Genomic DNA, 25,002 nt, shown 5'->3' with positions numbered 1-25,002 from the left:
AATACCGCCCGAAGGCGGCAATCTTAAAAGCATGCGTGAAGAATACGTCAGGGCGCGTCGGTCAGTGCCGTCAGGATATGATGAGCCGCTTCAATACGTGCACCGTTGGGATAGTTGCGATTAGCCAGCAGCACAATGCCGATTTGCTCGCTAGGCACAAAGGCCACATAGGCACCAAAGCCGTTAGTCGCGCCGGTCTTGTTGTACAGCGCATTCTGGCGGGGCGGCAGCGGCGGGCTTAGCCGGTTCGCTTGGTTAGCTTCTAGCACCATCTCAACCGAGTTGCCTTCCAGCAGCTCCTCAAGGGCCACCGGGTACGCATAGCTTTCCCAGCCGAGGCCTTGGGTCATGTTACCCACGCTAAAGTAGCCCATCCGCGTGGCCGCCATGGCTTGGCTTAGTGGCTCATCCCGCTCAGTCTCAGCCGCCTCACCCAGCTCAGCCATATTGGCATCGACCAGCATCAGCACGTCGGCAGCGGTCGATTTTAAACCGTAGGCCTGTGCATCTAACACGCCGGGATTGACCCGAATCGGCTCATCTTCTTTTGAGTAGCCGTAGGCATAGTTTGCCTGCTGCTCTTCTGGCACCTGAAAATAGCTGTGCGCCATCCTTAACGGTGAGAACACATCTTCCTGCATCAGCGTCTCGAACGGTTTGCCAAGGCTGTGTGCGGCCAGGTAGCCAAACAGGCCCAGGCTCGGGTTGGAATAGAGGCGATGGCTGCCAGGGGCCGACTCAGGCTGCCACTGGCGATAGTAGTCGATCATTGCCTCTTCGCTATCGACCGCGTCTGGAAACTGCAGGGGCAGCTCACCGGCGGTGTAGGTGCCCAGCTCTAGCAGCGTGATCTCATCGAAGGCACTGCCTTCCAAGGCCGGCAAATGAAGGCTTGCGCGATCAGAAAGCGACAGCGCCCCGCTAGACTGCGCGTAAGCCGCGAGCGTTGCAGTGAAAATCTTACTCACCGAACCAAGCTCAAAAAGCGTCTCTTCGGTGACCGCTATGCCTGCTTCCAGGTCGGCGTTACCAAACTGAAAGTAATGCGGCTGGCCGTTAATGCTCAGCGCAACCGACATGCCGGGAATACGATGTTCGGCCATCAGGGGTACGATAGTGTTATTTACCAGCGCCTCAATGCGTTCGTTATCCACGCCGTCATGCGCCCAGGCGGAGCTACCGAGTAAGAGTGAGCCCGCCATAAGAAGACTAATCTGTGCTGCTAAGTATTTAGGCATATCAGAACCCTGCTGATATTAGTGGTGAGAGTGACCGCTATGGTCGTGTTTATTCTCATGGCTATGATCGTGATCGTCGTCAGATGCATGATCATCATGACCTGCTTCTGCCAGCGAGTCGTGCAGCACGCGAGCGTTGTGGCGCATCATACCCAGATACGTGCTGGCCTCGCCTTCACTGGCTAGCGCGTCTGCGTACAGCGTGCCTGCAATGGGCAAGCCGGTTTCTTCAGCTAGCTGGGTGATGATCGATTGGTTGGTCATGTTCTCGTGGAACAGTGCCTTAACGTTCTCTTGATTAATCACGTCTACCAGCGCTGCCATGCTGGCGCCACTAGGATCCGCTTCCGTGGAAAGTCCCACTGGAGACAGGAAGTTAACTCCATAAGCGTTTGAGAAGTAGCCAAAAGAGTCGTGACCCGTAATCACACTGGTGGAGGCTGGAATTTCCTCTATTAGCGCACGAATCTCGGCGTCTACCTCGGCTATTTCCTGTAAATACTGCTCCGCATTGGCGCGGTACGCATCGGCGTTGTCAGCATCAGCGGCGATTAATCCATCGCGGATGTTGGCGATATACACCTCGGCTTGGTGCATATCCTGCCATGCGTGCGGGTCCTCATCACCATGATCATGACCGGCATGGTCGTCGCCATGATCGGCATGCTCATGCTCATGCTCATGCTCATGCTCATGCGCTTCGTGATCGTGTCCTTCATGATCGTGGCCGTGATCGTCATGTCCGGCATAAGAGAGGGGCTCAATGCCGTCGGTCGCGGTGACCAGGGCGCCATCGTAGTCGCTGGCGCTAATTAGCCGCTCCATCCAGCCTTCAAATAGCAGGCCGTTAAACACGACTAAATCGGCATCGGCCAGTGAGCGTGCATCGCCAGGGCTGGGCGAGTAAACATGGGCGTCGCCATCGGCCGCGACCAGGGAACTTACCTCAACATGGTCACCGCCTACGTTTTCCACCATGTCCGCCAATATAGAGAAACTGGTCACGACCTGAATACGCTCATTAGCCATGGCAGCAGGCAGTGCCAACAGGGCAGAAACACCGACTAACCAGCGTGCCGACCGGTGTGATAACCGGTATGAAACATGGCTAAGCGACATATAAAACTCCTTACGATTAAGCGTGAACGGGCGCCATTAACACCCGTGATCGACGGCCAGCGGCGTCGTTTTACGCCGTAGCTTGGCTGCTAAACTGTGATAACGGCCAAACAGCGCCGAGAATAGATAACCCGCCCCGGCCAGCAGAATAATGCTCGGGCCTGAAGGGATATCCAAATGAAACGAAAGCAGTAGGCCGCCGGTGCTAGACACCATGGCAAGCACAATCGAAATACCGATCAGCCCTTCTAAGCGCTTGCTCCAAAAGCGTGCCGAGGTGGCGGGAAGCATCATTAAGCCCACCGCCATCAGCGTGCCTAGAGTTTGAAAGCCGGCCGTTAAATTCAGCACCAGCAGCCCCAAAAACACGCTATGCACCCAGCCGCTACGGCGGCTTTGGCCGCGCAAAAATAGCGGGTCTAAACACTCCACCACTAAGGCACGAAAAACCACCGCCAGCGTCACCACAATCAGCGTACTGATACCGGCAATCAGCATTAGGGCGGTGCCATTAATCGCCAAAATAGAGCCAAACAGCACGTGGGTTAGATCCACGCTGCTACCGCCTAGCGAAATCAGCATGACGCCCGCAGCCAGCGAAATAATAAAAAAGCTCGCCATGGCCGCATCTTCACGCTGGCCGCCCATTTTCGATACCGCGCCCGCCAGCAGTGCCACCAGCAAACCAAACAGCACGCCGCCAATACTCATAATGGGTAGCGAGAATCCTGCCAGCAGAAAGCCGAGCGCCACACCGGGGAGAATCGCGTGAGCCATGGCATCGCCAATTAGGCTCATCCCGCGTAATACCAAAAACACGCCCAGCGGAGGGGCCGCTAGCGAAAGCGCTAAACCGCCCACCACCGCACGGCGCATAAAGCCGTAGTCGAACGGCGCGACAAACCACGCATTCAGTAGGTCAAGCATGCTGATCCCCCAAGCTAAATGGCATCGCCTGAACGGGCGCATGCTGAGGAGTCAGCGCAGCGGGGGCAACCCAGCGCGCGTGGCCGCCGTTGAGCATCAGCACTTCATCGGCAAGACGGCGCAAATGATCCATATCGTGTAACACCACAATAATCGTCGCACCGTCATCGGCCATCTGTCGCAGGATACGAATCAAAATGTCGACCGTTTCACTGTCCACATTGGCAAACGGCTCATCCAGCAGTAATAGCTCGGCTTCCTGCATCAGCGTGCGCCCAATCAGCGCACGCTGGCGCTGGCCGCCGGAAAGCTCGCCCAGCGGGCGGTGGGCCAAGTGCGAAATACCCAGCCGCGCCATAATCTCGCGGCCTTTTCGATAGTGCCCGGCGCAATAGCCGGTTAGCGCACCGTGGCTAGGCCAGCTGCCGGTCATCACCAGCTCTTCCACGCTCATTGGGAAGGTAAGGTCCAGCGCTAGCTGCTGGGGCAGCCATGCCCGGCGCTCGTTTGCTACCGTGCAGACCACTTCGCCGCTAATCGGCCGAAGTTCCCCCATGATTGCCTGAATCAATGTGCTTTTACCGGCACCGTTAGCGCCAATCAGAGCGGTAATGGCACCCGGTTTGAAGTCGCCTTCAATGTGTTCCAGCACCGTGCGGCGCGCCTGGGCCAAATGTAGGTCGTGCAGCTGAAGACGAGAGACAGAACGCTCACTCATCCCCACCACCCGCCAGCCCAACTCACTAAACCCCACAGCGCTAGCAGCGGCACGGCAACAAACAACAGCCGTTTAACCGCCGACAATGACATTAAGGAGAAGTGACAAGGACCTTCCTTGTTATGGCGGTGCGTATGCTCACTCATCAAGCGGCCTCGTGTAATATAAAATAGGTTATAACATAACATGTTGCAAAGCCAAAAAATTGCTGGATATTTTACGCGCTCACGCCGTATTGGCAATAACAAAACACTGGACACAAGCCGCCGCCAGCGCTTTAGAGTAATTAAAAAGGCATCCACGATTTAATATCTGTTTGGCACCCACCAAAGCACCCGTTAAGAAAATTTTATTCTCTTAACGGGAAATCTCTTTGTTAGAGCGATCCGCAGCATTTTTTCCGGTAAATAGCTAAGTAATCCTGACACAAGATAGGTAGCGCCTATCCAGGTTTTGTGGCCTTTATAAATTTTCTTGCCTTATATTCGATGGTGTTGCTGAGACATCAATGATATCCAGCTAGAGCAGCGTATGTGCGTTTTTAATCGATCCTGTATTGCACTTGGCTGCTTATCGCTTTCAAGATGCCTTATGACATTTTCTGGGCAATACTTCGGGAAAAAGCGACGAATGCCTGCATGCCAGTACTCATGTGACGGTGTTTAGGATAGTAAAGACAAAGGCCCGGGTAAGGCGGAGTCCAATCGGTCAATACCTGAGCAATTTGGCTGGAAGCTAATGCCGCCTCAGCGGCCCATTTCGTCACATATCCCAGCCCATAGCCCTCAATAGCAGCGGAGAGAATAAGGCGCGAATTATCCAGGATCAGCCCGCCTTTTGTTTCGACGACAATCGCTTTTCCATGGCTTTCGAACTCCCAGCGATAGAAAACGCCAGTGGGCATTCGAAGCTGGATGCAACGATGCTGGGCAAGATCAGCCGGTGAATAAATAGGAGGGGCATTATTAAGATAAGACGGTGCGCCTACCACGATATGTTGTTGTTCGGGACCTATAGGCACCGCCACCATATCGTTTGGCACAAGTTCCGCCGTGCGTATTCCACAGTCAAAGCCGTCTTCAGCGAGGTCGACTAGACGCTTCTCGCAGAGAATCTCTACATGCATATCGGGATACGCTCGCATGAAGTTCAGCACGAGTGGTTTCAAAATCTGTTCGGCGGCTATGCCATCGGCATTGATTCGTAATAGGCCGTTTGGACGAGTCGCATAATCGCTGAGATCGCGAATAGCATCGGCAATATCTGCCAGTACGGGAGTGAGGCGGGTGAAAAGGGTTTGTCCCGCTGCCGTCAACGATACGTGCCGAGTTGTTCGGTGGAACAGTTGTACCTTTAAACGCGCTTCAAGCCCTGCTACTGCATGGCTCAAGGCAGAGGAGCTAAGGCCGGACTCTCTCGCCGCCGCACGGAAGCCTCCATATTGGGCCACAGCCAGAAACGCAGCAAGTTCCGCTGGTGGGAGTGCGGAAACTGTCCTAAATATCTCACTAGTGTGCGGATAAGTGTCCATATTATAAAGACGTTAATCTGAATGTATTATGTTTGCAACTAATGTCAGTTAGAGAAAAGCAATGTTTATTCAGACCCCCTTCAGTTTTTCCAGCACCGCCAGTGAAGTGCTTGCGAACATCGACCTAGCGGGTAAGACGATGATTGTTACAGGTGGTGCAAGTGGTATCGGTATAGAGACTACCCGGGCCTTGGCATTGGCCGGTGCTGAAGTCACGATCGCAGCCCGACGCCCAGACGCTGCTGAAGAAGTCGCCAGTATGTTGCGACGGGAGACGGGCAATCCAGCCATCTCCGTTCGTGCTCTTAACCTTTGCGACTTACAATCTGTACGAAGCTTTGTGGAAACCTGGGATAGACCTCTTCACGCCCTTATTAACAATGCGGGAATCATGGCCTTGCCTGAGCTACAGCGCTCATCTCAAGGCTACGAGATGCAATTTGCCACAAACTATCTTGGACACTTTGCTTTGACCGTTGGTTTACACCCGTATCTGGCAAAGGCGCAGGGGGCTCGGGTTGTCTCGGTTAGCTCTACAGGTAGCTTGTTTGGACCGGTCTTTTGGGATGATCCACATTTCCGTTTCATTCCTTACAACCCGCTGCTCGCGTATGCGCAGTCCAAGACAGCATGCATATTGCTATCAATTGGAATTACCCAACATTGGTCAGATGACGGCATTGTTTCAAATGCTCTAAACCCCGGTGCTATCGCCACTAATTTGCAGCGGCACACGGGCGGGCTCAAGACGCCAGAAAACCGGCGCAAAACACCGGCTCAGGGCGCTTCTACCTCAGTTCTTCTCGCTGCTTCGCCCTTAGTAGAGGGCGTGACCGGTCGATATTTCGACAATTGCAATGAGGCTCAGGTAGTTCAAGGGCGTTCAGATGGCATTCCGGACGGTGTAGCTTCCTATGCGCTGGATCAGTCTAATGCTATGCGATTGTGGGAGCTTGCCGGGAAGCTGGTGAAAGAATGAAGATGGCAGTGATCTAATAAGAGAAGTGGGTAGCTTGCGCAAAGAGATTATAATCATTTTTAGAAATGAACATGATAGACACCACGTATACACGGGCAAAGATAAAAGTTGTGGATATTGTGGTTACTCCTTCGAAGAGATACAGGCACAAATTTTCTTCACCACAAAGCAAAAGAGGAAGAGGGCTTCGACGGCGACAGCTTATTCTTTCTATAAGCAAATCAGCGATTACGGTCTGTCGTGCTTCTCAAATGAGTTTTGATGTGGGGAGATATCAATCATCTGAAGGTGGTGTCAGGCTGGTGGGGGAAGGGTGCCTCACTAACCATTCACTCCATATACCTCTCAAAAGGATGGAATATATAAATCAGTAACGCCAGGTAGCGCCAAGCTGCTGTGGCCCCACATTCAGTGCATATTCACCAGGAATAGTGATCGGCCCTAGCGAGAGGTTAGCGGGCTGGAAGCGATTAATGGCCGAAGACGCCTGATTCGGCTGCGACCAGATTTGTAGCTCATTCACCAGCATGCCGGTGGCAAAGTTAATCGCGCCATCGTCACCCCGTCCATCGGTAGCAATTACCGCGCCCGCCACGCCATTCACCACCAAAGAGCCCACGCGAGCACCCCAGCCGCGCCGTTCATGCTCTGCTTGGGCAAGCTGTAATCCCAGGGCCTGCACGCTACTTAAATCGCCGCTGGCTTTCAAACGCTCATATTCGGCCAAAGCCGCCGGGTGCGGCTGGCGGTCGGTCAACATACCGGCCACGGCCAGGGCTGATTTCACCACGCCCACCCGGGCATCAAAGCGGTCCTCCGGATCGCTTGCCTCGCTCGACTGGTACGCATTCACCGCCAGGCTTGTGCCGTAAATGCCCGTCCAGCCCCATTGCCAAACGTTGGCATGGCTGGCGCCGTTCTCAAATACCTCATCGTATTCACTCCACTGCCCATCTGTTTGTGCCTGGGCTTGTAGAGAGACAGGCATAACGACCACCAGGGTGGTAATCATCGCAAAGAGACGAAAAGCATGCATGAGGAGTGCCTATAGAAAGGGAGCAGTAGTGCTAAGCGTAGCACGCCGATCCCCGCACGAGCGCGGATGAACCGTGTAGCGAAGAGCGCTGAGGTTGTTGTTAATACCGATCCCCGTGCAGGCAGGAATGAAATGCTATACCCATTTAATCATGCTCTGCCGATATGCCTGCACCACCCACAAAAAAGCCACCCCGCAAGGTGGCTGTCAGTGCTGAGTTATCAACGCTAGTGCGTTTAACCTTCTTTCGGTGATGTTTCCATGGCGCGTTTGTCGTCGGGTACTCTGACCATGTTGCCGACTTCCAGTTTTTCATGGCGCTGGTGGCGGCCGCCGTTGGCGTCAATGATCGCGGCAACTTCGCCAATGCTAACGGCGTCATCTTCTCGATAGGCTTCTACTTTGACGCGTACCATCGCGCCTTGGTAGCGCGCGGAAATAATATCGCCCGGGTCGGGGGCGTGATGGTCAGGGTCGTTCTTAAAGTACTCAGATACGCTGGCGCTGCCTGGGGCATCCCATTCGACATGTTGATGCATCGCTGTTTTCCTTATCGTGTTGGGTGTTTCTGCAGTGTAGTGCGTTCAACCGCTCACTTCCTCTGTGCTTTGCTCCTCCGCTGATTTTTCTGTTGTTTCTACGCTATTTTCTTGCCCAACGTATTGAAATAAGAAGTTGAGCGCGGCGGGTAAGCTGGCGCGCCAAACATGCCAAGTGTGGCCGCCGGGGTAAAGGTCGAGACGTACGTCGTTAGGTTGAATGCGCTCCATGGCTTGGCGCATTAGGCGGGCATGAAACTCAGCGTCGTAAACGTCACTGCGCCCCGCGCTGATATACAGCGGCACGGGTGGAGTCTCGGCCTCTTGTCCAACGCCGCGAGGTGTTACGCGTAGCCGGTACTCCTCAAGATGAGCGGTATAGTTGAGCGATTCCCACAGGTCAGGATCAAACCGGCCCTGTTCATCGAGAAAGGCCGGATGACGATGGGCTGATGAGTTGCGCGGTGGCTGCGGTGAGTAGCTGGCAGGGCTTAACGCTGCAACAGCGGCGAATAAGTCAGGCCGTTCCAGCGCGAAGTTAAGCGCGCCATAGCCACCGGCTGAAAGGCCGGCAACGCCACGTAGGCGGCGTTCTTGGCCTACACGGTAGGTAGCTTCCACGTGGGGCATTAAATCGTTAAAAAACGCGCTGCGAGCGGGCTCGTTGTAGCCATCTACCCACCAGCTGCGGCTGCCGGGCATAATATAAACGGCAGGAGGAATGTGCCCTGCGCTAATTAACCTGTCGGCGACTTGCTGCAGGTTGCCGCGTGACACCCAGTCGCGGTCGGTTCCAAACGAGCCGTGCAGCATATAGATAACCGGGTACGCGTCTGTCGCCTGAGCGTCATAATGATCGGGTAAATAAACGCTGTACGGATAGTCGTAGCCGAGCGTGGGTGAGAAGAATTGATGATGCTCAATCTCGCTGGCCAAACTGTGGCCGCTAAACGTTAGCCACCCAATTAGCGCTGTTAAAAGGGCTTGAGATCGGTACGAGCACAGCGATAGCTTGAGTTTGGGCACCTTGCCTCCGGGAATTAAAACGGTTCAATAAGGTCGGACAACGGGACGGCATTAGATGTTCATTATAGTAAGGATGGCGTTGTGTAGCGGCGGGAGGCCCAATGCGGAAAGTTGAAGAGATTTATTGGCTGCGTGCTTACGGCTGCATCGCCGTTTTTTTATTTCACCTATTAGACCATGTGAATCAACGCGTTGATAACGTTGCCACCGATCTCTTGCGCTTGCCACTTGTGTTGGGTACGCCCATTTTTCTGTTTATTTCGGTGTTTGTTTTTGCCGTTCGCTACGATAAATCGGTGCCAGAAGGTTTTCTCATCCAGCGCGTAAAATATGTGATGGTGCCGTATTTTGTGTACGGCTTTATTTACTCAACGGCCGAGTGGGTGCGCTTACAAGGATCGGATGAGCCAGTGGGGTTTATCGCCAATGCCATTGAGTATTTTGTCTACGCGGGTTGGCACGGCTATTTTTTAATCATTGCGATGCAGTTTTATATGGCGTACTGGCTGTTTACACGCTTTCAGCTGTGGCGCTTAAATCCGGTGCCATGGTTATGGGGCTCTTGTGTGATCAGTATGGCCTACTGGGGGCTTGCTTACTGGTTGGGTATTGACCTGCCCGGCTACTTGCTGTGGGTCGCGCCACTAGGTTGGATCTATGTGTTTTTCTTAGCATTGGTGCTGGTACGTTATTACCCGCTAGCGCCAGAAAGCGTGCTTGCCCTACGGCCAACTTGGATGCAGCGGCTGGCTCAGCCCGTTTGGCTGGCGCTGCTCGTTGCGCTGATCATTGCGGGCACTTTCGCGGGCCAGCTGGCCTTTTCATCGAAAGAAGTATGGGTGATCCCTTTCTTTGTGCTGTTTACGCTTTGCGCGATGCGCTACTTAGCCGGGCGACCGGTGCCGGTGTGGGTACGTCACGTGAATGCGCATTCGTTTGGCATTTACTTAGCGCACCCCATGTTTTTTGTGCTGGCCGATTTGGCCGTTGCGCCGCTGGCGTTGCCGGTTGTGGTATATGCCTTGGTGCTTATCGTGGTGGGCATAGTGGGGTCGGTAGCGCTGAATAAGCTGGCGAATACCTTTACGCTGGGGGCGATGTTGTTTGGTAAACAGCTTAAAGTGGCTTAAGGGCGGAAGGCGTAAAATAGGCATTAAAGGCGCAGCGTGTATGCAGTACTAAGCGTGTTTGACGCAGCCGACTCCGCGTGTGTTAATTTCTCATAATGTAACTGATTGTAGCGTCTTGTTTCTTTAGGCAACAAGAAAAAATGTGCGAGCCAAACAAGAGCACCATCATGTCGAGCGCCCCTTTTTGGGGCATTGACGGGTGTTTTTGCTTTATTTTGGTGCATTGAGCATGTTTTTAGCGCCTGATTGGCTGCAGCTAAGGCGCTATGCGTCATCACGAGGCACCGGGAGGTATTTTTTAATGTTTAAAAAACAAATGGTTGTTGTTTTTTAATACCATAATGGTGCAGTGTTGGCATGATCTATGCTTTCTCCTGTGCAGTAAGTTTTACAACGGCTACGAGTCGTAGGCAGAAGCCCTGCGGCGTGATAAAACGATAGCCGGCCTGAAAGGTTTGCTCAGCGATTTGTTTATATTTTTCAGCAAACGTTGGGTGAGCAAAAAAATGACAGGCGTGCGTTTTTGCACGTATTTTGTCGCACAACACTTTTATCGATAGCTTACTGTCGCTAGCTTTAAGCCACGCTCATACCGGAGGACACTATGTCAGCCAAGACCATCGCGCTAATTGAAGAACATGATGTTAAGTGGGTAGACCTGCGTTTCACCGATACGCTCGGTAAAGAACACCATGTCACCGTGCCTGCTCGCGACGTGACCGAAGAGTTTTTTGAAAATGGCCAGATGTTTGATGGTTCTTCCATCGGCGGCTGGAAGGGCATCAACGAATCCGACATGATTCTGAGCCCAGAGGACGGCTCTGCCTACCTCGATCCTTTCACTGAAGACGCTACGCTGGTGCTGCGTTGCGACATCATCGAGCCTGCGACGATGCAAGGCTATGATCGTGACCCGCGCTCCATCGCTAAGCGTGCAGAAGCGTTTCTGCAGTCTACAGGCCTTGGCGACACCGCTTTCTTTGGTCCTGAGCCTGAATTCTTTATCTTTGATGAAGTACATTGGAAAACCGATATGCAGGGTTCCATGTACAAAATCTCTTCTGATGAAGGCGCTTGGGCGACTGACAGCGTCGTGGAAGGTGGTAACTTAGGCCACCGTCCGCGTCTGAAAGGCGGTTACTTCCCGGTTCCGCCGGTTGATAGCTTCCACGATATTCGTGGCGCTATGTGTAACACGTTGGAAGCGATTGGCCAGACCGTGGAAGTTCATCACCACGAAGTTGCCAACGCAGGTCAGAACGAAATCGGCGTTAAATTCAACACGCTGGTGAAGAAAGCTGACGAAGTGCAGGAAATGAAGTACGTGATCCACAACGTGGCACATGCTTACGGCAAAACGGCTACCTTCATGCCCAAGCCGTTGGTAGGCGACAACGGTTCTGGTATGCACGTTCACCAGTCGTTCTGGAAAGATGGTAACAACCAGTTCGCCGGTGACGAGTACGCAGGCCTGTCTGAAATGGCGCTGTATTACATTGGCGGCATCATCAAGCACGCTCGTGCGTTGAACGCGTTCACCAACGCTTCTACCAACTCGTACAAGCGTTTAGTACCTGGCTTTGAGGCGCCGGTAATGCTGGCCTACAGCGCGCGCAACCGCTCTGCTTCTATTCGTATTCCTTACACCGCTAGCCCGAAAGGCAAGCGTGTAGAAGCTCGCTTCCCTGATCCGACCGCTAACCCGTACTTGGCGTTCTCTGCCATGTTGATGGCCGGTATCGACGGCATTAAAAACAAGATTCACCCTGGCGATGCCATGGATAAGAACTTGTACGACCTGCCGCCAGAAGAAGGCAAGGCGATCCCAACGGTCGCGAACAGCCTGGATCAAGCACTGGAAGCACTCGACGCTGACCGTGCGTTCTTGACCGAAGGTGGCGTGTTCACTGACGATATGATCAATGCTTACATTGAACTCAAAATGGAAGAAGTGAATCGTATCCGCATGACGACTCACCCGATTGAGTTTGATATGTACTATAGCTGCTAAACGACAGCTGCTAATCAGCCGCATTAGCCGTCTACTGTTGCTGACGAGATGTTAATAGCAGTGATAAACCCCGCTTCGGCGGGGTTTTTTTATGGCGAGCACCAATGTGGTGCAATAATAAAAGCGTTAGTGCAGTGCGATGCGCTAAAAGGGCTCAACTCTTGCTATTACGTTGCTCGCAGGCCGTGCAACCGGGCATAGGTGCGTAATTGGCGCGCTTATTGCAGTCTCTCATTCATCATCCACCTGTAGGTCTGTAATGGCGATGGAAGACGCGATTTCTCAGGACGGTTTCTCTGAACATGCAATGCACCAGCGCTTGCTTGAACATCTCACCACGGCAGTGTTGCTGCTAGATGGCGAGCTAAGCGTGCGCTGGATGAATCCTGCGGCCGAGGCGCTGCTAGCGGTTAGCCTGAGCCGTGTGCGTGGGAGCAGCCTGGATACGTTACTAGGCGGTGATGAAAGCATCGATGAGGTGTTGGCCAAGGCCCGCGATGCCTTTCACCCTTATACCCAGCGTGAGGCGCGTATTACGCCGCTGAATAGCGATCCGCTGACGGTCGACTATACGGTCACGCCGCTATCAGACAATGAGCTGCTGCTGGAAGTAGAGCCTCGCGATCGATTGATGCAGATCTCCCGAGAAGAGGCGCTGACCACGCGTCAAGAAACCATCAAGATATTAGCCCGAGGGCTTGCCCACGAAGTTAAAAACCCGCTAGGCGGCATTCGTGGTGCTGCACAGCTGCTAGAGCGAGATTTAGACGATCCGGCGCTGCGCGAATATACCCACATTATTGTGGAAGAGGTGGATCGGCTTCGCGATCTGGTCGACTCCATGCTGGGCCCCAACCGGATTCTCAAACATGAGCCGGTGAATATTCATCGGGTGCTGGAGCGCGTACGCACGCTATTAATGGCTGAGCACCCCGATGTGGCGATTAACCGCGATTATGACCCGAGCTTGCCCGATCTTTCCGGCGATGAATCGCAGGTAATTCAAGCCGTGCTCAACGTGGCGCGTAATGCGGTGCAGGCCATGAGCGATGCCCAAACGCCTGAGCCCACCCTAATACTGCGTACCCGCGCCCGGCGCCAGTTTACCCTCGGCGCTGAGCGTCATCGCTTGGTCAGTGAAGTTGCGGTTATTGATAACGGCCCTGGCGTTCCCGATGCGCTACACGAAACGCTTTTTTACCCCATGGTATCGGGGCGTGCTGAAGGCAGTGGCCTTGGGCTCTCTATTGCCCAGTCGATTTTGCACCAACATCAAGGATTGATTGAATGCGATTCCCGAGCCGGACATACCGAATTTCGCTTACTGATTCCACTGGTCTTAATTTCACCGGAGAAACGTCATGACTGAGGCGACACGTACTGATGTTGCACGGGTGGTGATTGTCGATGACGACCGCGCTATCCGCTGGGTACTTGAACGCGCATTAGCGCAACCTGATCTTGACGTTGAATGTATCGAGCGTGCGGATGTTGCATTGGCCCGCGTGCTGGAAAACCCGCCGGACGTGCTGGTGACCGACATTCGTATGCCGGGTATCGATGGGTTGGATTTAATGTCGCGAGTTCGCGAGGCGCATCCTGACCTGCCGGTCATTGTGATGACGGCGCACTCCGATTTAGACAGCGCCGTTGCGTCTTATCAAGGCGGCGCGTTTGAGTACCTGCCCAAGCCGTTTGACGTTGATGAAGCGCTGGCGTTAGTTCGCCGCGCGGTGGCGCATGCGCGGGAGCGCGAACGTCAGCGCCCGGCCACTGTGCCGGAAGGCTTAAATACCGAAATTATTGGTGAAGCACCGGCGATGCAGGAGGTATTTCGCGCGATTGGCAGGCTTTCGCACTCGCATATCACGGTGTTGATTAATGGTGAGTCGGGCACCGGCAAAGAGCGCGTCGCCCAGGCGCTACATCAGCATAGCCCGCGATCAGGGAAACCGTTTATCGCCTTAAACATGGCGGCCATTCCACGTGACTTGATTGAATCGGAGCTGTTTGGCCATGAGAAGGGCGCCTTTACCGGAGCCGCGCAGCAGCGCCAAGGGCGCTTTGAGCAGGCCAACGGAGGCACGCTGTTTCTAGATGAAATTGGCGACATGCCCGCTGAAACCCAAACGCGCTTACTGCGCGTACTGGCCGATGGTGAGTTTTATCGCGTTGGAGGGCATACGCCGGTCAGGGTCGATGTGCGCATTATCGCCGCTACCCATCAAAACTTAGAGGTACTGGTGGACGATGGTCGCTTTCGCGAAGATCTATTCCATCGGTTGAACGTGATTCGCATTCATCTGCCCAAGCTTGCTGAGCGGCGCGAAGACATTCCCCGGCTAACGCGGCATTTTTTAGCCGAAGCGGCAAAAGAGCTAACCACCGATATTAAAGTGCTCACCAGTGAAGCAGAAACGCACCTGACGCATTTACCGTGGCCTGGCAACGTCCGCCAGTTAGAAAACATCTGTCGCTGGTTGACCGTCATGGCCTCAGGGCGTGAAATCCTTGTTGAGGATCTGCCTCCCGAGCTGCGTTCGCCCAACGCCACGGATAGCCGTGTTCACGGCGACTGGCGCACGGCGTTTCGCGATTGGGCCGATCATGCGCTGGCCGAGGGTCACACGCATTTGCTCGAAGAAGCGGTACCGGATTTCGAACGGATTTTAATTGAGACTGCCTTGAAGCATACCGGCGGTCGCAAAGGGGAAGCAGCGGAGCTGCTTGGCTGGGGCCGCAATACGCTGACCCGTAAATTGAAAACGCTATTACCGGCGCTGGCAGACGAGTGAGCGCTATTCTTGCGCTTCTATACGCAGGATCTCGGCCCTGATGGCCTCGGCCTCTTCCGTTAGCGTGGCGTTGGCGCGCATGTCGCCATTACGTGATGCCTCCATCGCCGCCTGAAGTTTACGTTCATAATCTTGCTGCAGTTTCTTTTTGGGGTCGCGCTTAAACATGCCTAACATGAGCAAACTCCGCACTGAATGTATACTATTTGTATAGCTTTTTAAGTCTCGTGTCGAATGTTTGTTGCATGTTGGTCAGCAATGGCTTGACGAGCATCGGCACTGCACTGGTGTAAGAAGCGTTCGAAATCGAGCAATATCGTATCGAGGCTGGCATGAAGGCGATGATCGTCATCGACCATGCGTAGCGACAGCCGCTGAAGGCGGGCGCGTTCGATCACTGGCCCTGGAGCAATCACATCATCACGCCAGCCGTGAATAATGTGAGTATGGCGTGCTTGAATGTTGGGGGACGTTTCAGGGTAATCAATTAAACCCAGGGCCGGAGCCAAGAGAAAACAGCCCAGCACCGGCTGCTGGGCACTGACCGTCGCACTTAGCCAGCCACCTAGGCTTGAGCCTGCTAGCACGCAGCAGGCGGGGTCATCTCCACGTTCGGCCAACACCGCAAGTAGGTGAGAAAGGCGTTGCTGCGGTTCTGCCATTCCCCGGTAGTCCATAACGACGGGTTCGCAGTCGTCCAGCTTTTCGGCGACGTTCTTCAGTGCTTGAGTTTTCAATGCACCCGGCCCGCTTTCCAAGCCGTGAGACAAGTAAACAGTCATCATCATCGTTATTCCGCTGAGCGTTGGATAGCCTGGCCACCCTGTTCAATGTCTTCCCCTGCGCCGCGAATAGTATTGCAGCCGCTGAGCAGCAGCGCGGTGATGATGAGAGTACCAATGGCAACAGCTGATTTCATGGCGGCCTCCTTGAAGGCATGGTTTGCTAATAGTTTGGACTGAGCGCTAACGGTTGGCATCCCTTGGCGAGGGCACTCTTTTCACCATCAGATACTTTTCACCCTCAGATAATAAACTAAGCCCTGTCGCGACGTTTCGCTACGGCTGAGTAAGAGAAATGCGCACTTATGTCGTGTGCTTATGTCGCATGTGTCAGTTCTACACATTAATTAGATGTTAAAAAAGCTAGTTTGTAGCATTTTGAGTTTTTTAAGTATATGTTTTTAAATCAATTATTTGTTTTTATGATCATTTGGCCCGTCGTGTGCTTTACTTAAGATATAGCAACAGGCGTAGTCACCTATAATTAGTGTTAAACATCGTAAATGTTAAATAAGGTTAAGTAATAGCGATGTAATAGTTGTTGAGTATTATTTTTCATTTTAAGCAGCCGTTGTGGCGGGTAGTTAAGATTTTTTCAAAAGACTGAGTGAGTGGGCCGAGTACATTAAGGAAGGCAGGAAGCCGAGCAAAAGAACAGGGAGTGAAAAGGACAACCCACCCGCTCATTGGTTACAGCGCATAGAGGCGCTGTTCATCAACACCAGGGACCGGAATCGATGCAAAACGACCATCTCATGAAAATGAGGTGGTTTTTTTGCGTCTGGAATTTGGCCAGGTGAATGGATGTTGTTCTTTAACTTCTTTTTGCACAGGTTTTGCATAAATAAAAATTTTGTACAGATTAACGGCTTGTTTTGGTCTATCCTTTGAACAGGTAAAAATATGTTGCGGTTAGAAGACGTCAACGTCGCAGCCGCGCACTGACAGGGACAAGACTATGGCCATGGCACTGATGTTGTTCATGTTTTTTTTGTTCTTAGGGTTTTCGGGCGTTGGGCTGTACATGATGTTTAAAACATCATTTATGGCGAGATTGGATGAGCGCGATGACATGCCTCCCGGTATGTAATCCGCCACTGTTCCATTATGGTGCGTGTCTTTTGAAAATTTCCTCGGATTTTGAGGTTTTTATACGTACATGAAAAGCGCCCGTTAAGCGGGCGCTTTTGCGTTCAGCCCATCCAGTAAAGGCTGATCAACGCAAATGCGTAGCCCAAGGCGGCGCCTGCCAGCACATCGCTTACGTAGTGCAATCCCAAGCCCACCCGCGAAATCGCAATTAGCAGGGTTAACGGCACAATCACCGGCAGCAGCCAGGGAGTATGCGCGGCGACTAATACGCTAAACATGACCGCATGCATGGTATGGCCGCTAGGAAAACTGTAGCGATCACGCGCGGGTTCGCAGCACTGAATACCCTCACCGTAGGTAATAAACGGTCGCTCGCGGCATAGCCGTGTTTTCACCAGTCGATAAACGACCATGGCAAACAGCGCGACGACGCTGTACTGCATGACTCGCCAAGTACCATTCGGCTGAAGCCAGGGTTGGGCCATGATGAGCAGCACCCAGGCAGGCCAGTCGCCTAAACGGCTGGCGGCCTGCAGCGTAATACGCCATGGCGAGTACAGCGATAGGCGTGAGATGCGCTGGCAAAACTGCCATTCCAGCAGGTCAAGACGATCGAATACGACAAGCGGACGTGGGCGCATGGTGTGCCTCCTGGGCTTGGTGTAAATAACGCAGAAACTGCTCGGTAATACCTGACCAACTTTGCTCAAGCGCGCGTGAGCGTGCCACGCGGCCTAGACGTGCGTAGTCAGCGGGATGCTGGCAAAGGTCTACCGCTGCCCGGCGAAATGCAGCGCTATCTCCTGCGGTGACGGTGACGCCATTGTGGCCGCTGCTGATGAGCTCAGCGCTGGCGGCGTGATCATAGGCCATCACGGCCAAGCCGCTGGCCATAGCTTCCCCCACCACGTTGCCCCAGGTTTCTGAAAGCGAGGGAAAAACAAATAAGTCGGCACTGGCATAGTGGCGAGCGAGGGCCTCCTGGTTAATGAAGCCAGTGAAATGCACATCGGGTAGAGCCCTTTGTAATTGTGCCCGGGCGGGGCCATCGCCCACGATCACCTGAGCCATGTCGGGGCGCACTTCACGCATAGCGTGAAAGCTTTCTTGCAGTAAAGTGAGATTTTTTTCGGCGGCTAATCTGCCAACGTACAGTGCGACTGGCTGGTGCTCGCTAACGCCCCAGCGCTTTCGTAACTGTGTGTCACGGTATGCGGGCGAAAAGCGTTCGCCGTCTAACCCCCGTGAAAGCACGTGAACGTCTCGAATGCCTTGGTGCGTTAACGCAGCAGCCTGCGCGTGAGTAGGCACCAATGTTGAGGCGCAGCCGTTATGAAAGTAGCGAAGATAGCGAAGGGCCGTCGACGCCAGCCATGTGACGCCGTAATCTTTGCAATAGTGGTCGAAATTGGTGTGCCAACCGGCTACCAAAGGGATGTTGAGCCGTTTTGCCGCTTGGCGCGCCGCCCAGCCTAGGGGGCCTTGAGTGGCCAAATAAATCACATCGGGGCGATGCGTTCGCCAAAATCGTCGCAGCGCGGCCGGTGTTGCCAATCCCACCTGGACATCGGTATAGCCGGGTAGTGCAACGCGTGAAACCTGTAGCTCGTGGTTAATGCGCGTGGTATTTCCAGCCACGCGCGGGCGGGGGCGAATAACGTCAACCGGCACTCCTTGCCGATTGAGCTCGCAGCTTAGCCGGCTCAGCGTATGGGCAACGCCATTAATGTCCGGTGACCATGTTTCACTAACGATACAGAGCCGCATGAGCGATTCATCCCTTCATCACGTTTATACGCAGTGTGGGTGAGGAGAATGACACTGCGGAGTCAAACCGATGAATAAGCGATGACACGCGGGCATTCGCTCGGGAGACATAGGGTTGCTTGACCAGGCGCGATGCAGAGTGAATGTATTATTAAATAGCGTTTATCTGAATATTTATTAACATCTAAATGTGAATATTTGATGGCGTTTTTATTTATTCTCTATAAATAAAATTAAGTTCAAAAAAATTAAAACGTTAAGATTAATGAAATATAACTGCTTTAAGGTTCCCTGCGCTAAGGCGTTATTTGTTCTTCACCGTGCTTAGTAATGCTCAAGTATTGACTACTTCAATGGGAACACGCATGTTTAAAAAAATGACTCTGGCCCTAGCCGTTAGCAGCTTATTAGGAGCCACTGCAGCACAAGCAGCCACCGTTTATGACCAAGATGGTACTGATCTAGAAATCTATGGTCGTATCGCGATGGGTTTTGAAGGCGGCGGTATTAAGAACGGGGTAGACAACGGTGAGGAGTTCCGTAACTTTGGTTCGCGCCTACGGATTACCGCTGGCCATCAGGTCTCTAGCGACCTGCGCGCTTTTGCTCGCGTAGAATGGCGCTTTAGAGCCGATGAGCGCAGCAGCCCCGGTTTTGATGAAGTTCGCAACAGCTACCTAGGTTTAGAAAGTAAGCAGTTCGGTACCTTTATGGCCGGTAACTACGACAGCTATTACGATGATTATGTGATGACCCCGTTCGATGTGTATGTTGAGCGTGGTTATGAATTCGCGGGTGGCGGGGTACAGGCACGAGGCGATTCAATTGGGTATAAAACGCCTGAGATGAACGGCTTTCAAGCCGTTATTTCTGCCAAGCACTTCTCTGAACGCGGCCTAACCGAAGCTGAGCAAACCGGTGAAGGTAGTGTTATAGCCACACAAGGTGGCGTGGTTTATGAAACAGGGCCAGCGCGTTTGGCGCTAGGCTATGTTGAAGACACTGTGCGTGGCGGCGGTAACGGTGAAATCCGGTATGGTGCTACAGGTGAGTTTGCCATTACCGATGGCGTCTCTGCTCGTGTTGGTTATGAGACTCGCGGCGATGATGATGTCTACGGCGGCGGTTTCGATAAAATCGGTGTTGGCGCTACTTTGGCGATTGATTCATGGAAGTTCTTTGCCGATTACTACAACATCGAGGTAGACGGCGCTAGCAGTGATCGCAACGCTTGGGCGTTAGGGTCACTGTACAAGCTATCTAGCAATTTTGATATGTTCCTTGAGCTTAATGATCGTAATCTAGATGCTGTTAATGATTTCGAGGAAGATATGTATTACGCATTGGGTGCCCGCTATCACTTTTAATTAACAGGGTTGTTTTTAATAGTCGCGTTGTTTTTAACAGTCGTGTTGTTTTATTTCTTTGCTCTTAGTTAGCTCGCATGTTTCGATCTTTACCGGTGTGGATGATTCCTCACCGGTTTTTAGTGTGTCCGAAAAGTTGTTTAAGTGACGAGGTGTTTTTTTGCTAATATTATAAGCTCGATATAAAAGGAGACGTTAACATGCATTTTAATCGATATAGTCTTGCGCTAGGGACAGCACTGTTCATTACCGCCTCCCCTGTGTTGGCCGATAGCTACACGCTGACGATTTTTCATACCAACGATCTCCACGGGCGGACCGATCAGTATCCCTAGTTGGTGACCGCGTTGAATCACGCGCGTGAGCAGTATGGCGAAGGGCTATTACTGGATGCTGGCGATATCTTTTCTGGCACGCTGTATTTCAATGAGTTTCAGGGCCAAGATGCGCTGGAGTTTATGAATCTCATGGGTTACGACGCTTTTGTTCCCGGTAATCATGAGTTTGATTTGGGTGACCCGGAAGAAGGGCATCAGGCGCTAGCGGCATTTTTTGCGGGTGCCGGCTTCCCCATTCTAGGCGCCAATCTAGATTTCTCCGCAGCACATGAATTTGCTGACTCGCTGGGCGAGCCGCTTAGCGCAGACGTGCAAGCGGGCAAGCTTTATGACGGTATTATTATCGAGCATCGCGGTGAGCGAGTCGGTCTCTTTGGGCTAAGTACTCAAGATAGCGAGACAATTTCAAGCCCAGGCCAAGTTACCATCAGCGATTATCAACAGGCTGCTGAGGCCATGGTGGCAAGCTTTGAAGACCAAGGCGTGAACAAGATTATTGCGCTGACGCATTTAGGTTACGACAGCGACCCGAGCGTGGGTAACGACCTGCTGCTCGCCCAGCACGTGGAAGGGATGGATGTGATCATCGGTGGGCACAGCCACACACGCTTGGAGTCGCCCGTCACGGTGGCTGAGAATGACCTGGGCGAGCCCAAAGCATCGACGGTGATCGGCCAGGCGAACGAGTACGGCAAGTACCTGGGCGTGATGCAAGTCACCTTCGATGACGGCGGCTTGGTGCTCCATGCCCGTGGCGAACTGCTGGCGGCAGAGGATTTCGAGCCTGATGCTCAAGCGCTTGAGATGCTCGAGCCGTACACCGCTCGAATCGAAGAAGTACGCGATACCCAAGTGGGCGCTCACCTGAATACACCGCTTCCCAACCCGCGTCATGGCAATGGCGATGAACAAAGTGTGCGTGCCGATGAAACCGCGCTGGGTAACCTGATTGCCGATGGTCAGCTTGCGGCCGCCCGCCGGGTGAACCCGGACACCGTGCTGGCGCTACAAAACGGTGGCGGCATTCGCGAGCCGATTGCCGAAGGCGATATCACCGTTGGCGAGCTGATCGCGGTGCAGCCCTTCGGTAACCGGTTGACGCTGATGGACGTGACCGGCGCCGAGCTTCTAGAAACCTTCGAGATTGCGCTGGCGGGCGCGCCGGAAGAGAGCGGCGCCTTCCTGCAGGTATCTCGCGGCACCCAGGTAGAATATGACAGCCGCGAACTCGCAGGCGAGCGCGTGATAAGCCTGAAAGTAACGCAGAACGGTGAGCTGCAGGACGTTGACCCTGCGCGTACCTACACAATCGCCACCAATAACTTCACCGCTGCCGGCGGCGACAGCCATGCTGCGCTTAAGGCCGCCTATGATGACGAACGCAGCACCATCGTGGGTAACACCGATTGGGAGATGCTCCGAGACTATATGGTGACGGTTAGCAAAGTGGACTATCACGTTGAAGGGCGGATTACTGATGTGGCTCAAGGAGGTATGGCTCAAGAGAATGTGGCCCAGGAAGTGCCGCAGTAAGTTCCGGGCCACGGGTAGCGCTTACTCATCAATGATGCTTTCAAAGCCTCCAAAGATGAGCCGCTTGCCATCAAAAGGCATCGGGTTAACGTCCATCTGCAAGCGCGGGTCCTGCATCACTTTGGGCATTGCTTCATCACGCACGGCGCGGGATGGCCACTCAATCCAGGAAAAGATGACACTTTCGTCATCCTTGCGCTTCACCGCCATGGAGAAAGAGGTCACTTTCCCTTCGGGTACATCGTCTTCCCAGCACTCCACCACTCGAAGCGCACCGTGTTCCTTGAAAACAACAGCCGCGGCACGGGCATGCTCAATAAACGCATCTTTATTAGCGTTTGGCACGGCAGCGACGAAACCATCTATATAGGGGTATGCAAGCTTGCGCATGGCTGTTCTCCTATTGCTACTGTTTTATTCTGCTTTAGGGGGGAGTTCTCGAACCGGGCGTACTTCAATGCTGCCTAGCCGGGCGGGTGGGATGCGGCTAGCCAGCTGCAATGCTTCATTCAAGTCGTGGGCGTCGAGCAGATAGAAACCCGCCAACTGCTCCTTGGTTTCCGCAAAGGGGCCGTCGGAGATTAACGTCTCGCCATCGCGGACACGCACGGTGGTAGCGGTTTCTACTGACTGTAACGCTTGTCCGGCCAGGTAGTGGCCGTTGGTGCTCAAGCGCTCTACTCCGGCGATACACTCCTGATTGAGGTCGTGCCATGCCTGTTCGCTCATGGCGTTGATAATTTGTTCCTGATAATAGACCAGCGCAACGTACTTCATGGAGAGTCTCCTTCTGTGGCTAAGGGGCAGTTGGCTGATGGAACGTTTACCATCCAGCCGACGCCAAAACGATCAACCGTCATGCCGAACCCTGGTGACCAGAAGGTAGCTTCAAACGGCATGATAATCTTTCCTCTCTCCGCTAGCCGAGCAAAAGTTCGTGCGGCCTGCTCGATATCCCGATATTCCAGCTGGATCTCTACCCCTTGGGGTGGCGTATAGCAGTCAGCCGCCATATCGGCGCCCATCAAGCGACGGCCACGCAGGTTCAGCGAGGCATGGATGATGCGGTCATGGAGTTCCGGTGGTGAGTGTTCAGCCGCTGGCGTTTCAGCATAGGTCAATAGGCACTCCAACTGCCCGCCGGTTACATCAGCATAGAACTGCATGGCCTCCCGGCAGGTGCCGGGAAAGCCAACGTGCACGTTCATGGCATCCGGGACACGAGCAAGGTTATGGTGCTGTTCGAGTCCGGCGCCGGGCTCAAAATCTTCCAGCGAGAAGTAGCGCCTTAGTTCAAGAGTCACGTTGCCATCGGCGTCCTGGGTCGGCCACTGCTGGGCCCACTCAATGGCTGCCTGCAGAGAGGGGGCCTCCAGCACACTGTAACCGGCAATTCGCTCACTGGCTGGAGACAAAGGCCCGGGGATGATGGTGGGTTCACCGTTGTTGAAACGGATTAGACATCCGTCGCGGGTCGGATGTAAGCCATCGCCGCTCAAAAACACGCCTGCCTCGGTCATGCGCTGATTATAAACAGCCATGGCGGCAAGCATCTCCTGGGATGGCATAGCGCCGTACTCTGTATCGGAGTCGGCGCGCCGTATTAGCATAAATTTCATTGAGAGCCTCCTTGATAGTGATGGTAGTGACTCTCTGTAGTCGTTTGGCATCGTCTTGAATCGACATAGCCTAAGCATTTTTTTATGGGAAATTTTCGAGCTCTGCCAGTCGCCTTTTCAAAAAACGTTTTTCTGGATCCAGGGTGACCAATTGCAGCGCCTGGTGATAGGCACTGCGCGCGGGCTCATACTGGCCTTGGCGACGTAGTAAATCCGCTTTAGCGGCATAAAACAGATGATAGCGGCTGATTTGCGGGTGGTGCGCGATATCGTCGAGTAACTTCAGCCCGGTGTCGGGCGAACCATTCATGGCAATGGCAACCGCACGGTTTAACGCCAGGATCGGTGATGGAAAACGTTGGCAGAGAGCATCATAGAGCCTGACGACACGCCCCCAGTCTGTCTGCTCGGCGCAGCTAGCCTGGGCGTGCACGGCGGCAATCGACGCTTGAAGGGTGTAATGCCCGGCAGGAGTGAGCGCCAGTGCCTGCTCCAGCCACACTATGCCGGCCTGGATATCTTCCTGGCGCCATAGGCGTCTGTCCTGAGTATCCAGAGTCACCAGCTCCCCGTTGCTATCCTGGCGTGCATCCCGGCGAGCATCATTAAGCAACATCAAGGCCATTAGCCCAAACGCCTCACCTTGGGGCAGTAGCCGTGCCAACTCATTGCCCAGTCGCAGGGCCTCTTGAGTTAAGCTGATATCGACCACGCTGTTCCCCGTGCTGCGTGAGTAGCCTTCATTGAAGACCAAATAGATCACCTTGAGCACACCGGGCAGGCGTTCAGGCAGTTCTTCCTGGGTAGGCACGGCGTAAGGTATTTGTGCATCGCGAATTTTACGTTTGGCTCGCACGATACGCTGTGCCAGCGTCGTAGGTTTCATTAGCAGTGCACTGGCGACCTGCTCGGTGGTCAAGCCACACATCTCGCGAAGGGTAAGGGCTATCCGTGCCTCAATGCTTAAGCTTGGGTGACTGCAGGTGAACAGCAGTCGCAAAGCATCATCTTCGATGGTGGTGGGCTCGAGATCCAGCGCCTCTTCTGTAGGCAGCTCTGTGGGTAACAGTAAGTGAGCCCTTCGGCGTGCCGTACTGCGCAGGCGAATTTGGTCTATCCCACAGTGGTAGCCGGTGCGAACTAGCCATGCGGAGGGGTTGTCAGGTTGGCCGCTAACCGGCCACTGCTGAACAGCCGCCACGAAGGCCTCCTGCATGGCTTCTTCGGCGATCTCAAAATCGCCTAGTAGACGGATCAGCGTCGCCTGAACGCGCCGAGAGTGATCACGATACAGGGTTTCGAGTAAAGGGGGGGGAATACTCATGGTAGAAGGCTCATTCGCACCCTTAAGTACGGGTATACAGTAGAGAAGAGTAACGTTCACTTTCTTAAACGTAGTCCATGACGCCTTCACCTACGTATTAGTGATTTATACCTTAATACGCTTCTCGTGAC

26 protein-coding genes are annotated in these 25,002 nt (G+C 53.6%); 8 read left to right on the top strand and 18 right to left on the bottom strand.

Features of this window, described 5'->3' with window-relative positions:
* Window positions 1-47: 47 nt before the first annotated feature.
* The 6 genes from ampC to CIK78_RS01245 all read right to left on the bottom strand — a co-directional run bounded on the left by ampC (window position 48) and on the right by CIK78_RS01245 (window position 5,533).
* Window positions 48-1,238: a class C beta-lactamase gene (gene ampC, locus CIK78_RS01270; protein ID WP_096276469.1), complete on the bottom strand. Its 1,191-nt coding sequence runs from the start codon at window positions 1,236-1,238 to the stop codon at window positions 48-50.
* Window positions 1,239-1,256: 18 nt separating this feature from the next.
* Window positions 1,257-2,357 carry a zinc ABC transporter substrate-binding protein gene (locus CIK78_RS01265; protein ID WP_096276467.1) on the bottom strand — a complete coding sequence of 367 codons (1,101 nt, stop codon included), beginning with the start codon at window positions 2,355-2,357 and terminating at the stop codon, window positions 1,257-1,259.
* Window positions 2,358-2,393: 36 nt separating this feature from the next.
* Window positions 2,394-3,284 (bottom strand): metal ABC transporter permease, encoded by an 891-nt coding sequence (locus CIK78_RS01260; RefSeq protein WP_096276464.1) that lies wholly within the window; start codon window positions 3,282-3,284, stop codon window positions 2,394-2,396.
* On the bottom strand, window positions 3,277-4,002 hold the full coding sequence (locus CIK78_RS01255; protein ID WP_096276462.1) for an ABC transporter ATP-binding protein: 726 nt from the start codon (window positions 4,000-4,002) through the stop codon (window positions 3,277-3,279). The genes CIK78_RS01260 and CIK78_RS01255 overlap by 8 nt, the downstream gene beginning before the upstream one ends.
* A complete protein-coding gene (locus CIK78_RS17840) occupies window positions 3,999-4,148 on the bottom strand; it encodes a hypothetical protein (protein ID WP_176483343.1) in 150 nt (49 codons plus the stop codon). Before CIK78_RS17840 ends, CIK78_RS01255 begins: the two co-directional genes overlap by 4 nt.
* 443 nt (window positions 4,149-4,591) lie before the next feature.
* Window positions 4,592-5,533: a LysR family transcriptional regulator gene (locus tag CIK78_RS01245; RefSeq protein ID WP_096276458.1), complete on the bottom strand. Its 942-nt coding sequence runs from the start codon at window positions 5,531-5,533 to the stop codon at window positions 4,592-4,594.
* Window positions 5,534-5,594: 61 nt separating this feature from the next.
* On the opposite strand from CIK78_RS01245, the gene CIK78_RS01240 reads away from it, so the two are divergent.
* Entirely contained in the window at window positions 5,595-6,512 is a 918-nt protein-coding gene (locus CIK78_RS01240; protein WP_217990259.1) for an SDR family NAD(P)-dependent oxidoreductase, read from the top strand.
* Between the two features lie 367 nt (window positions 6,513-6,879).
* Here CIK78_RS01240 and CIK78_RS01235 read toward each other — a convergent pair whose 3' ends face one another.
* From CIK78_RS01235 to CIK78_RS01225, 3 genes are all read right to left on the bottom strand, one after another.
* Complete coding sequence (locus CIK78_RS01235; RefSeq protein WP_096276456.1) at window positions 6,880-7,548, bottom strand: hypothetical protein; 669 nt, start codon at window positions 7,546-7,548, stop codon at window positions 6,880-6,882.
* A 236-nt stretch (window positions 7,549-7,784) separates the two neighbouring features.
* Window positions 7,785-8,087 carry a hypothetical protein gene (locus CIK78_RS01230; protein ID WP_096276454.1) on the bottom strand — a complete coding sequence of 101 codons (303 nt, stop codon included), beginning with the start codon at window positions 8,085-8,087 and terminating at the stop codon, window positions 7,785-7,787.
* 45 nt (window positions 8,088-8,132) lie between these two features.
* Window positions 8,133-9,113 carry an alpha/beta hydrolase-fold protein gene (locus tag CIK78_RS01225; protein ID WP_096276452.1) on the bottom strand — a complete coding sequence of 327 codons (981 nt, stop codon included), beginning with the start codon at window positions 9,111-9,113 and terminating at the stop codon, window positions 8,133-8,135.
* A 101-nt stretch (window positions 9,114-9,214) separates the two neighbouring features.
* Here CIK78_RS01225 and CIK78_RS01220 point away from each other — a divergent pair, with 101 nt between their 5' ends.
* From CIK78_RS01220 to ntrC, 4 genes are all read left to right on the top strand, one after another.
* Entirely contained in the window at window positions 9,215-10,243 is a 1,029-nt protein-coding gene (locus CIK78_RS01220) for an acyltransferase family protein (protein ID WP_096276450.1), read from the top strand.
* A gap of 604 nt (window positions 10,244-10,847) precedes the next feature.
* Window positions 10,848-12,254, top strand: coding sequence for a glutamate--ammonia ligase (gene glnA, locus CIK78_RS01215; RefSeq protein WP_096276448.1), 1,407 nt, complete (start codon window positions 10,848-10,850; stop codon window positions 12,252-12,254).
* A 307-nt stretch (window positions 12,255-12,561) separates the two neighbouring features.
* Window positions 12,562-13,623, top strand: a complete 1,062-nt coding sequence (glnL, locus tag CIK78_RS01210; RefSeq protein WP_096282218.1) for a nitrogen regulation protein NR(II) — start codon at window positions 12,562-12,564, stop codon at window positions 13,621-13,623.
* On the top strand, window positions 13,616-15,049 hold the full coding sequence (gene ntrC / locus CIK78_RS01205) for a nitrogen regulation protein NR(I) (protein WP_096276446.1): 1,434 nt from the start codon (window positions 13,616-13,618) through the stop codon (window positions 15,047-15,049). Before glnL ends, ntrC begins: the two co-directional genes overlap by 8 nt.
* A gap of 3 nt (window positions 15,050-15,052) precedes the next feature.
* On the opposite strand, the gene CIK78_RS17720 is transcribed toward ntrC, so the two are convergent.
* The 5 genes from CIK78_RS17720 to CIK78_RS01185 all read right to left on the bottom strand — a co-directional run bounded on the left by CIK78_RS17720 (window position 15,053) and on the right by CIK78_RS01185 (window position 18,690).
* Complete coding sequence (locus CIK78_RS17720; RefSeq protein ID WP_141393016.1) at window positions 15,053-15,226, bottom strand: DUF6435 family protein; 174 nt, start codon at window positions 15,224-15,226, stop codon at window positions 15,053-15,055.
* Window positions 15,227-15,267: 41 nt separating this feature from the next.
* Window positions 15,268-15,834 carry a YqiA/YcfP family alpha/beta fold hydrolase gene (locus CIK78_RS01200; protein ID WP_096282217.1) on the bottom strand — a complete coding sequence of 189 codons (567 nt, stop codon included), beginning with the start codon at window positions 15,832-15,834 and terminating at the stop codon, window positions 15,268-15,270.
* 5 nt (window positions 15,835-15,839) lie between these two features.
* Window positions 15,840-15,968 (bottom strand): entericidin A/B family lipoprotein, encoded by a 129-nt coding sequence (locus CIK78_RS01195; protein ID WP_096276444.1) that lies wholly within the window; start codon window positions 15,966-15,968, stop codon window positions 15,840-15,842.
* A 1,056-nt stretch (window positions 15,969-17,024) separates the two neighbouring features.
* A complete protein-coding gene (locus CIK78_RS01190; protein ID WP_096276442.1) occupies window positions 17,025-17,564 on the bottom strand; it encodes a phosphatase PAP2 family protein in 540 nt (179 codons plus the stop codon).
* Window positions 17,527-18,690 carry a glycosyltransferase family 1 protein gene (locus CIK78_RS01185; protein ID WP_096276440.1) on the bottom strand — a complete coding sequence of 388 codons (1,164 nt, stop codon included), beginning with the start codon at window positions 18,688-18,690 and terminating at the stop codon, window positions 17,527-17,529. The genes CIK78_RS01190 and CIK78_RS01185 overlap by 38 nt, the downstream gene beginning before the upstream one ends.
* A gap of 365 nt (window positions 18,691-19,055) precedes the next feature.
* On the opposite strand from CIK78_RS01185, the gene CIK78_RS01180 reads away from it, so the two are divergent.
* From CIK78_RS01180 to CIK78_RS01175, 3 genes are all read left to right on the top strand, one after another.
* Window positions 19,056-20,057 carry a porin gene (locus tag CIK78_RS01180; protein WP_096276438.1) on the top strand — a complete coding sequence of 334 codons (1,002 nt, stop codon included), beginning with the start codon at window positions 19,056-19,058 and terminating at the stop codon, window positions 20,055-20,057.
* 200 nt (window positions 20,058-20,257) lie between these two features.
* On the top strand, window positions 20,258-20,392 hold the full coding sequence (locus tag CIK78_RS17975; RefSeq protein WP_255249078.1) for a hypothetical protein: 135 nt from the start codon (window positions 20,258-20,260) through the stop codon (window positions 20,390-20,392).
* A gap of 12 nt (window positions 20,393-20,404) precedes the next feature.
* Window positions 20,405-21,928 (top strand): 5'-nucleotidase C-terminal domain-containing protein, encoded by a 1,524-nt coding sequence (locus CIK78_RS01175; protein WP_255249077.1) that lies wholly within the window; start codon window positions 20,405-20,407, stop codon window positions 21,926-21,928.
* 21 nt (window positions 21,929-21,949) lie between these two features.
* Here CIK78_RS01175 and CIK78_RS01170 read toward each other — a convergent pair whose 3' ends face one another.
* The 4 genes from CIK78_RS01170 to CIK78_RS01155 all read right to left on the bottom strand — a co-directional run bounded on the left by CIK78_RS01170 (window position 21,950) and on the right by CIK78_RS01155 (window position 24,871).
* The gene (locus tag CIK78_RS01170; RefSeq protein WP_096276436.1) at window positions 21,950-22,318 is read right to left on the bottom strand and encodes a DUF1428 domain-containing protein; all 369 of its coding nucleotides are present in this window, start codon (window positions 22,316-22,318) and stop codon (window positions 21,950-21,952) included.
* Window positions 22,319-22,342: 24 nt separating this feature from the next.
* Window positions 22,343-22,705, bottom strand: coding sequence for a YciI family protein (locus CIK78_RS01165; protein WP_096276434.1), 363 nt, complete (start codon window positions 22,703-22,705; stop codon window positions 22,343-22,345).
* Window positions 22,702-23,547, bottom strand: a complete 846-nt coding sequence (locus tag CIK78_RS01160; protein ID WP_096276432.1) for a YciI family protein — start codon at window positions 23,545-23,547, stop codon at window positions 22,702-22,704. Before CIK78_RS01160 ends, CIK78_RS01165 begins: the two co-directional genes overlap by 4 nt.
* Before the next feature lie 82 nt (window positions 23,548-23,629).
* Entirely contained in the window at window positions 23,630-24,871 is a 1,242-nt protein-coding gene (locus tag CIK78_RS01155) for an RNA polymerase sigma factor (protein ID WP_096276430.1), read from the bottom strand.
* Between the last annotated feature and the right edge of the window lie 131 nt (window positions 24,872-25,002).

Origin of the sequence: Halomonas sp. JB37 (genome assembly GCF_002332255.1) — a bacterium.
Lineage (GTDB): Bacteria > Pseudomonadota > Gammaproteobacteria > Pseudomonadales > Halomonadaceae > Vreelandella > Vreelandella casei.
The sequence above is the reverse complement of the archived record's forward strand: the minus strand, read 5'-3'. Positions and strand labels throughout refer to the sequence as shown.

Coding starts and splice junctions, on each gene's coding strand:
- CIK78_RS01180 (WP_096276438.1), top strand. CDS start 19,056: ATGTTTAAAAAAATGACTCTGGCCCTAGCCGTTAGCAGCTTATTAGGA.
- glnA (WP_096276448.1), top strand. CDS start 10,848: ATGTCAGCCAAGACCATCGCGCTAATTGAAGAACATGATGTTAAGTGG.
- CIK78_RS17975 (WP_255249078.1), top strand. CDS start 20,258: ATGCATTTTAATCGATATAGTCTTGCGCTAGGGACAGCACTGTTCATT.
- CIK78_RS01255 (WP_096276462.1), bottom strand. CDS start 4,002: ATGAGTGAGCGTTCTGTCTCTCGTCTTCAGCTGCACGACCTACATTTG.
- CIK78_RS17840 (WP_176483343.1), bottom strand. CDS start 4,148: ATGAGTGAGCATACGCACCGCCATAACAAGGAAGGTCCTTGTCACTTC.
- CIK78_RS01265 (WP_096276467.1), bottom strand. CDS start 2,357: ATGTCGCTTAGCCATGTTTCATACCGGTTATCACACCGGTCGGCACGC.
- CIK78_RS17720 (WP_141393016.1), bottom strand. CDS start 15,226: ATGTTAGGCATGTTTAAGCGCGACCCCAAAAAGAAACTGCAGCAAGAT.
- CIK78_RS01235 (WP_096276456.1), bottom strand. CDS start 7,548: ATGCATGCTTTTCGTCTCTTTGCGATGATTACCACCCTGGTGGTCGTT.
- ampC (WP_096276469.1), bottom strand. CDS start 1,238: ATGCCTAAATACTTAGCAGCACAGATTAGTCTTCTTATGGCGGGCTCA.
- CIK78_RS01200 (WP_096282217.1), bottom strand. CDS start 15,834: ATGATGACTGTTTACTTGTCTCACGGCTTGGAAAGCGGGCCGGGTGCA.
- CIK78_RS01165 (WP_096276434.1), bottom strand. CDS start 22,705: ATGAAGTACGTTGCGCTGGTCTATTATCAGGAACAAATTATCAACGCC.
- CIK78_RS01160 (WP_096276432.1), bottom strand. CDS start 23,547: ATGAAATTTATGCTAATACGGCGCGCCGACTCCGATACAGAGTACGGC.
- CIK78_RS01240 (WP_217990259.1), top strand. CDS start 5,595: ATGTTTATTCAGACCCCCTTCAGTTTTTCCAGCACCGCCAGTGAAGTG.
- CIK78_RS01190 (WP_096276442.1), bottom strand. CDS start 17,564: ATGCGCCCACGTCCGCTTGTCGTATTCGATCGTCTTGACCTGCTGGAA.
- ntrC (WP_096276446.1), top strand. CDS start 13,616: ATGACTGAGGCGACACGTACTGATGTTGCACGGGTGGTGATTGTCGAT.
- glnL (WP_096282218.1), top strand. CDS start 12,562: ATGCACCAGCGCTTGCTTGAACATCTCACCACGGCAGTGTTGCTGCTA.
- CIK78_RS01245 (WP_096276458.1), bottom strand. CDS start 5,533: ATGGACACTTATCCGCACACTAGTGAGATATTTAGGACAGTTTCCGCA.
- CIK78_RS01155 (WP_096276430.1), bottom strand. CDS start 24,871: ATGAGTATTCCCCCCCCTTTACTCGAAACCCTGTATCGTGATCACTCT.
- CIK78_RS01260 (WP_096276464.1), bottom strand. CDS start 3,284: ATGCTTGACCTACTGAATGCGTGGTTTGTCGCGCCGTTCGACTACGGC.
- CIK78_RS01170 (WP_096276436.1), bottom strand. CDS start 22,318: ATGCGCAAGCTTGCATACCCCTATATAGATGGTTTCGTCGCTGCCGTG.
- CIK78_RS01195 (WP_096276444.1), bottom strand. CDS start 15,968: ATGAAATCAGCTGTTGCCATTGGTACTCTCATCATCACCGCGCTGCTG.
- CIK78_RS01220 (WP_096276450.1), top strand. CDS start 9,215: ATGCGGAAAGTTGAAGAGATTTATTGGCTGCGTGCTTACGGCTGCATC.
- CIK78_RS01185 (WP_096276440.1), bottom strand. CDS start 18,690: ATGCGGCTCTGTATCGTTAGTGAAACATGGTCACCGGACATTAATGGC.
- CIK78_RS01230 (WP_096276454.1), bottom strand. CDS start 8,087: ATGCATCAACATGTCGAATGGGATGCCCCAGGCAGCGCCAGCGTATCT.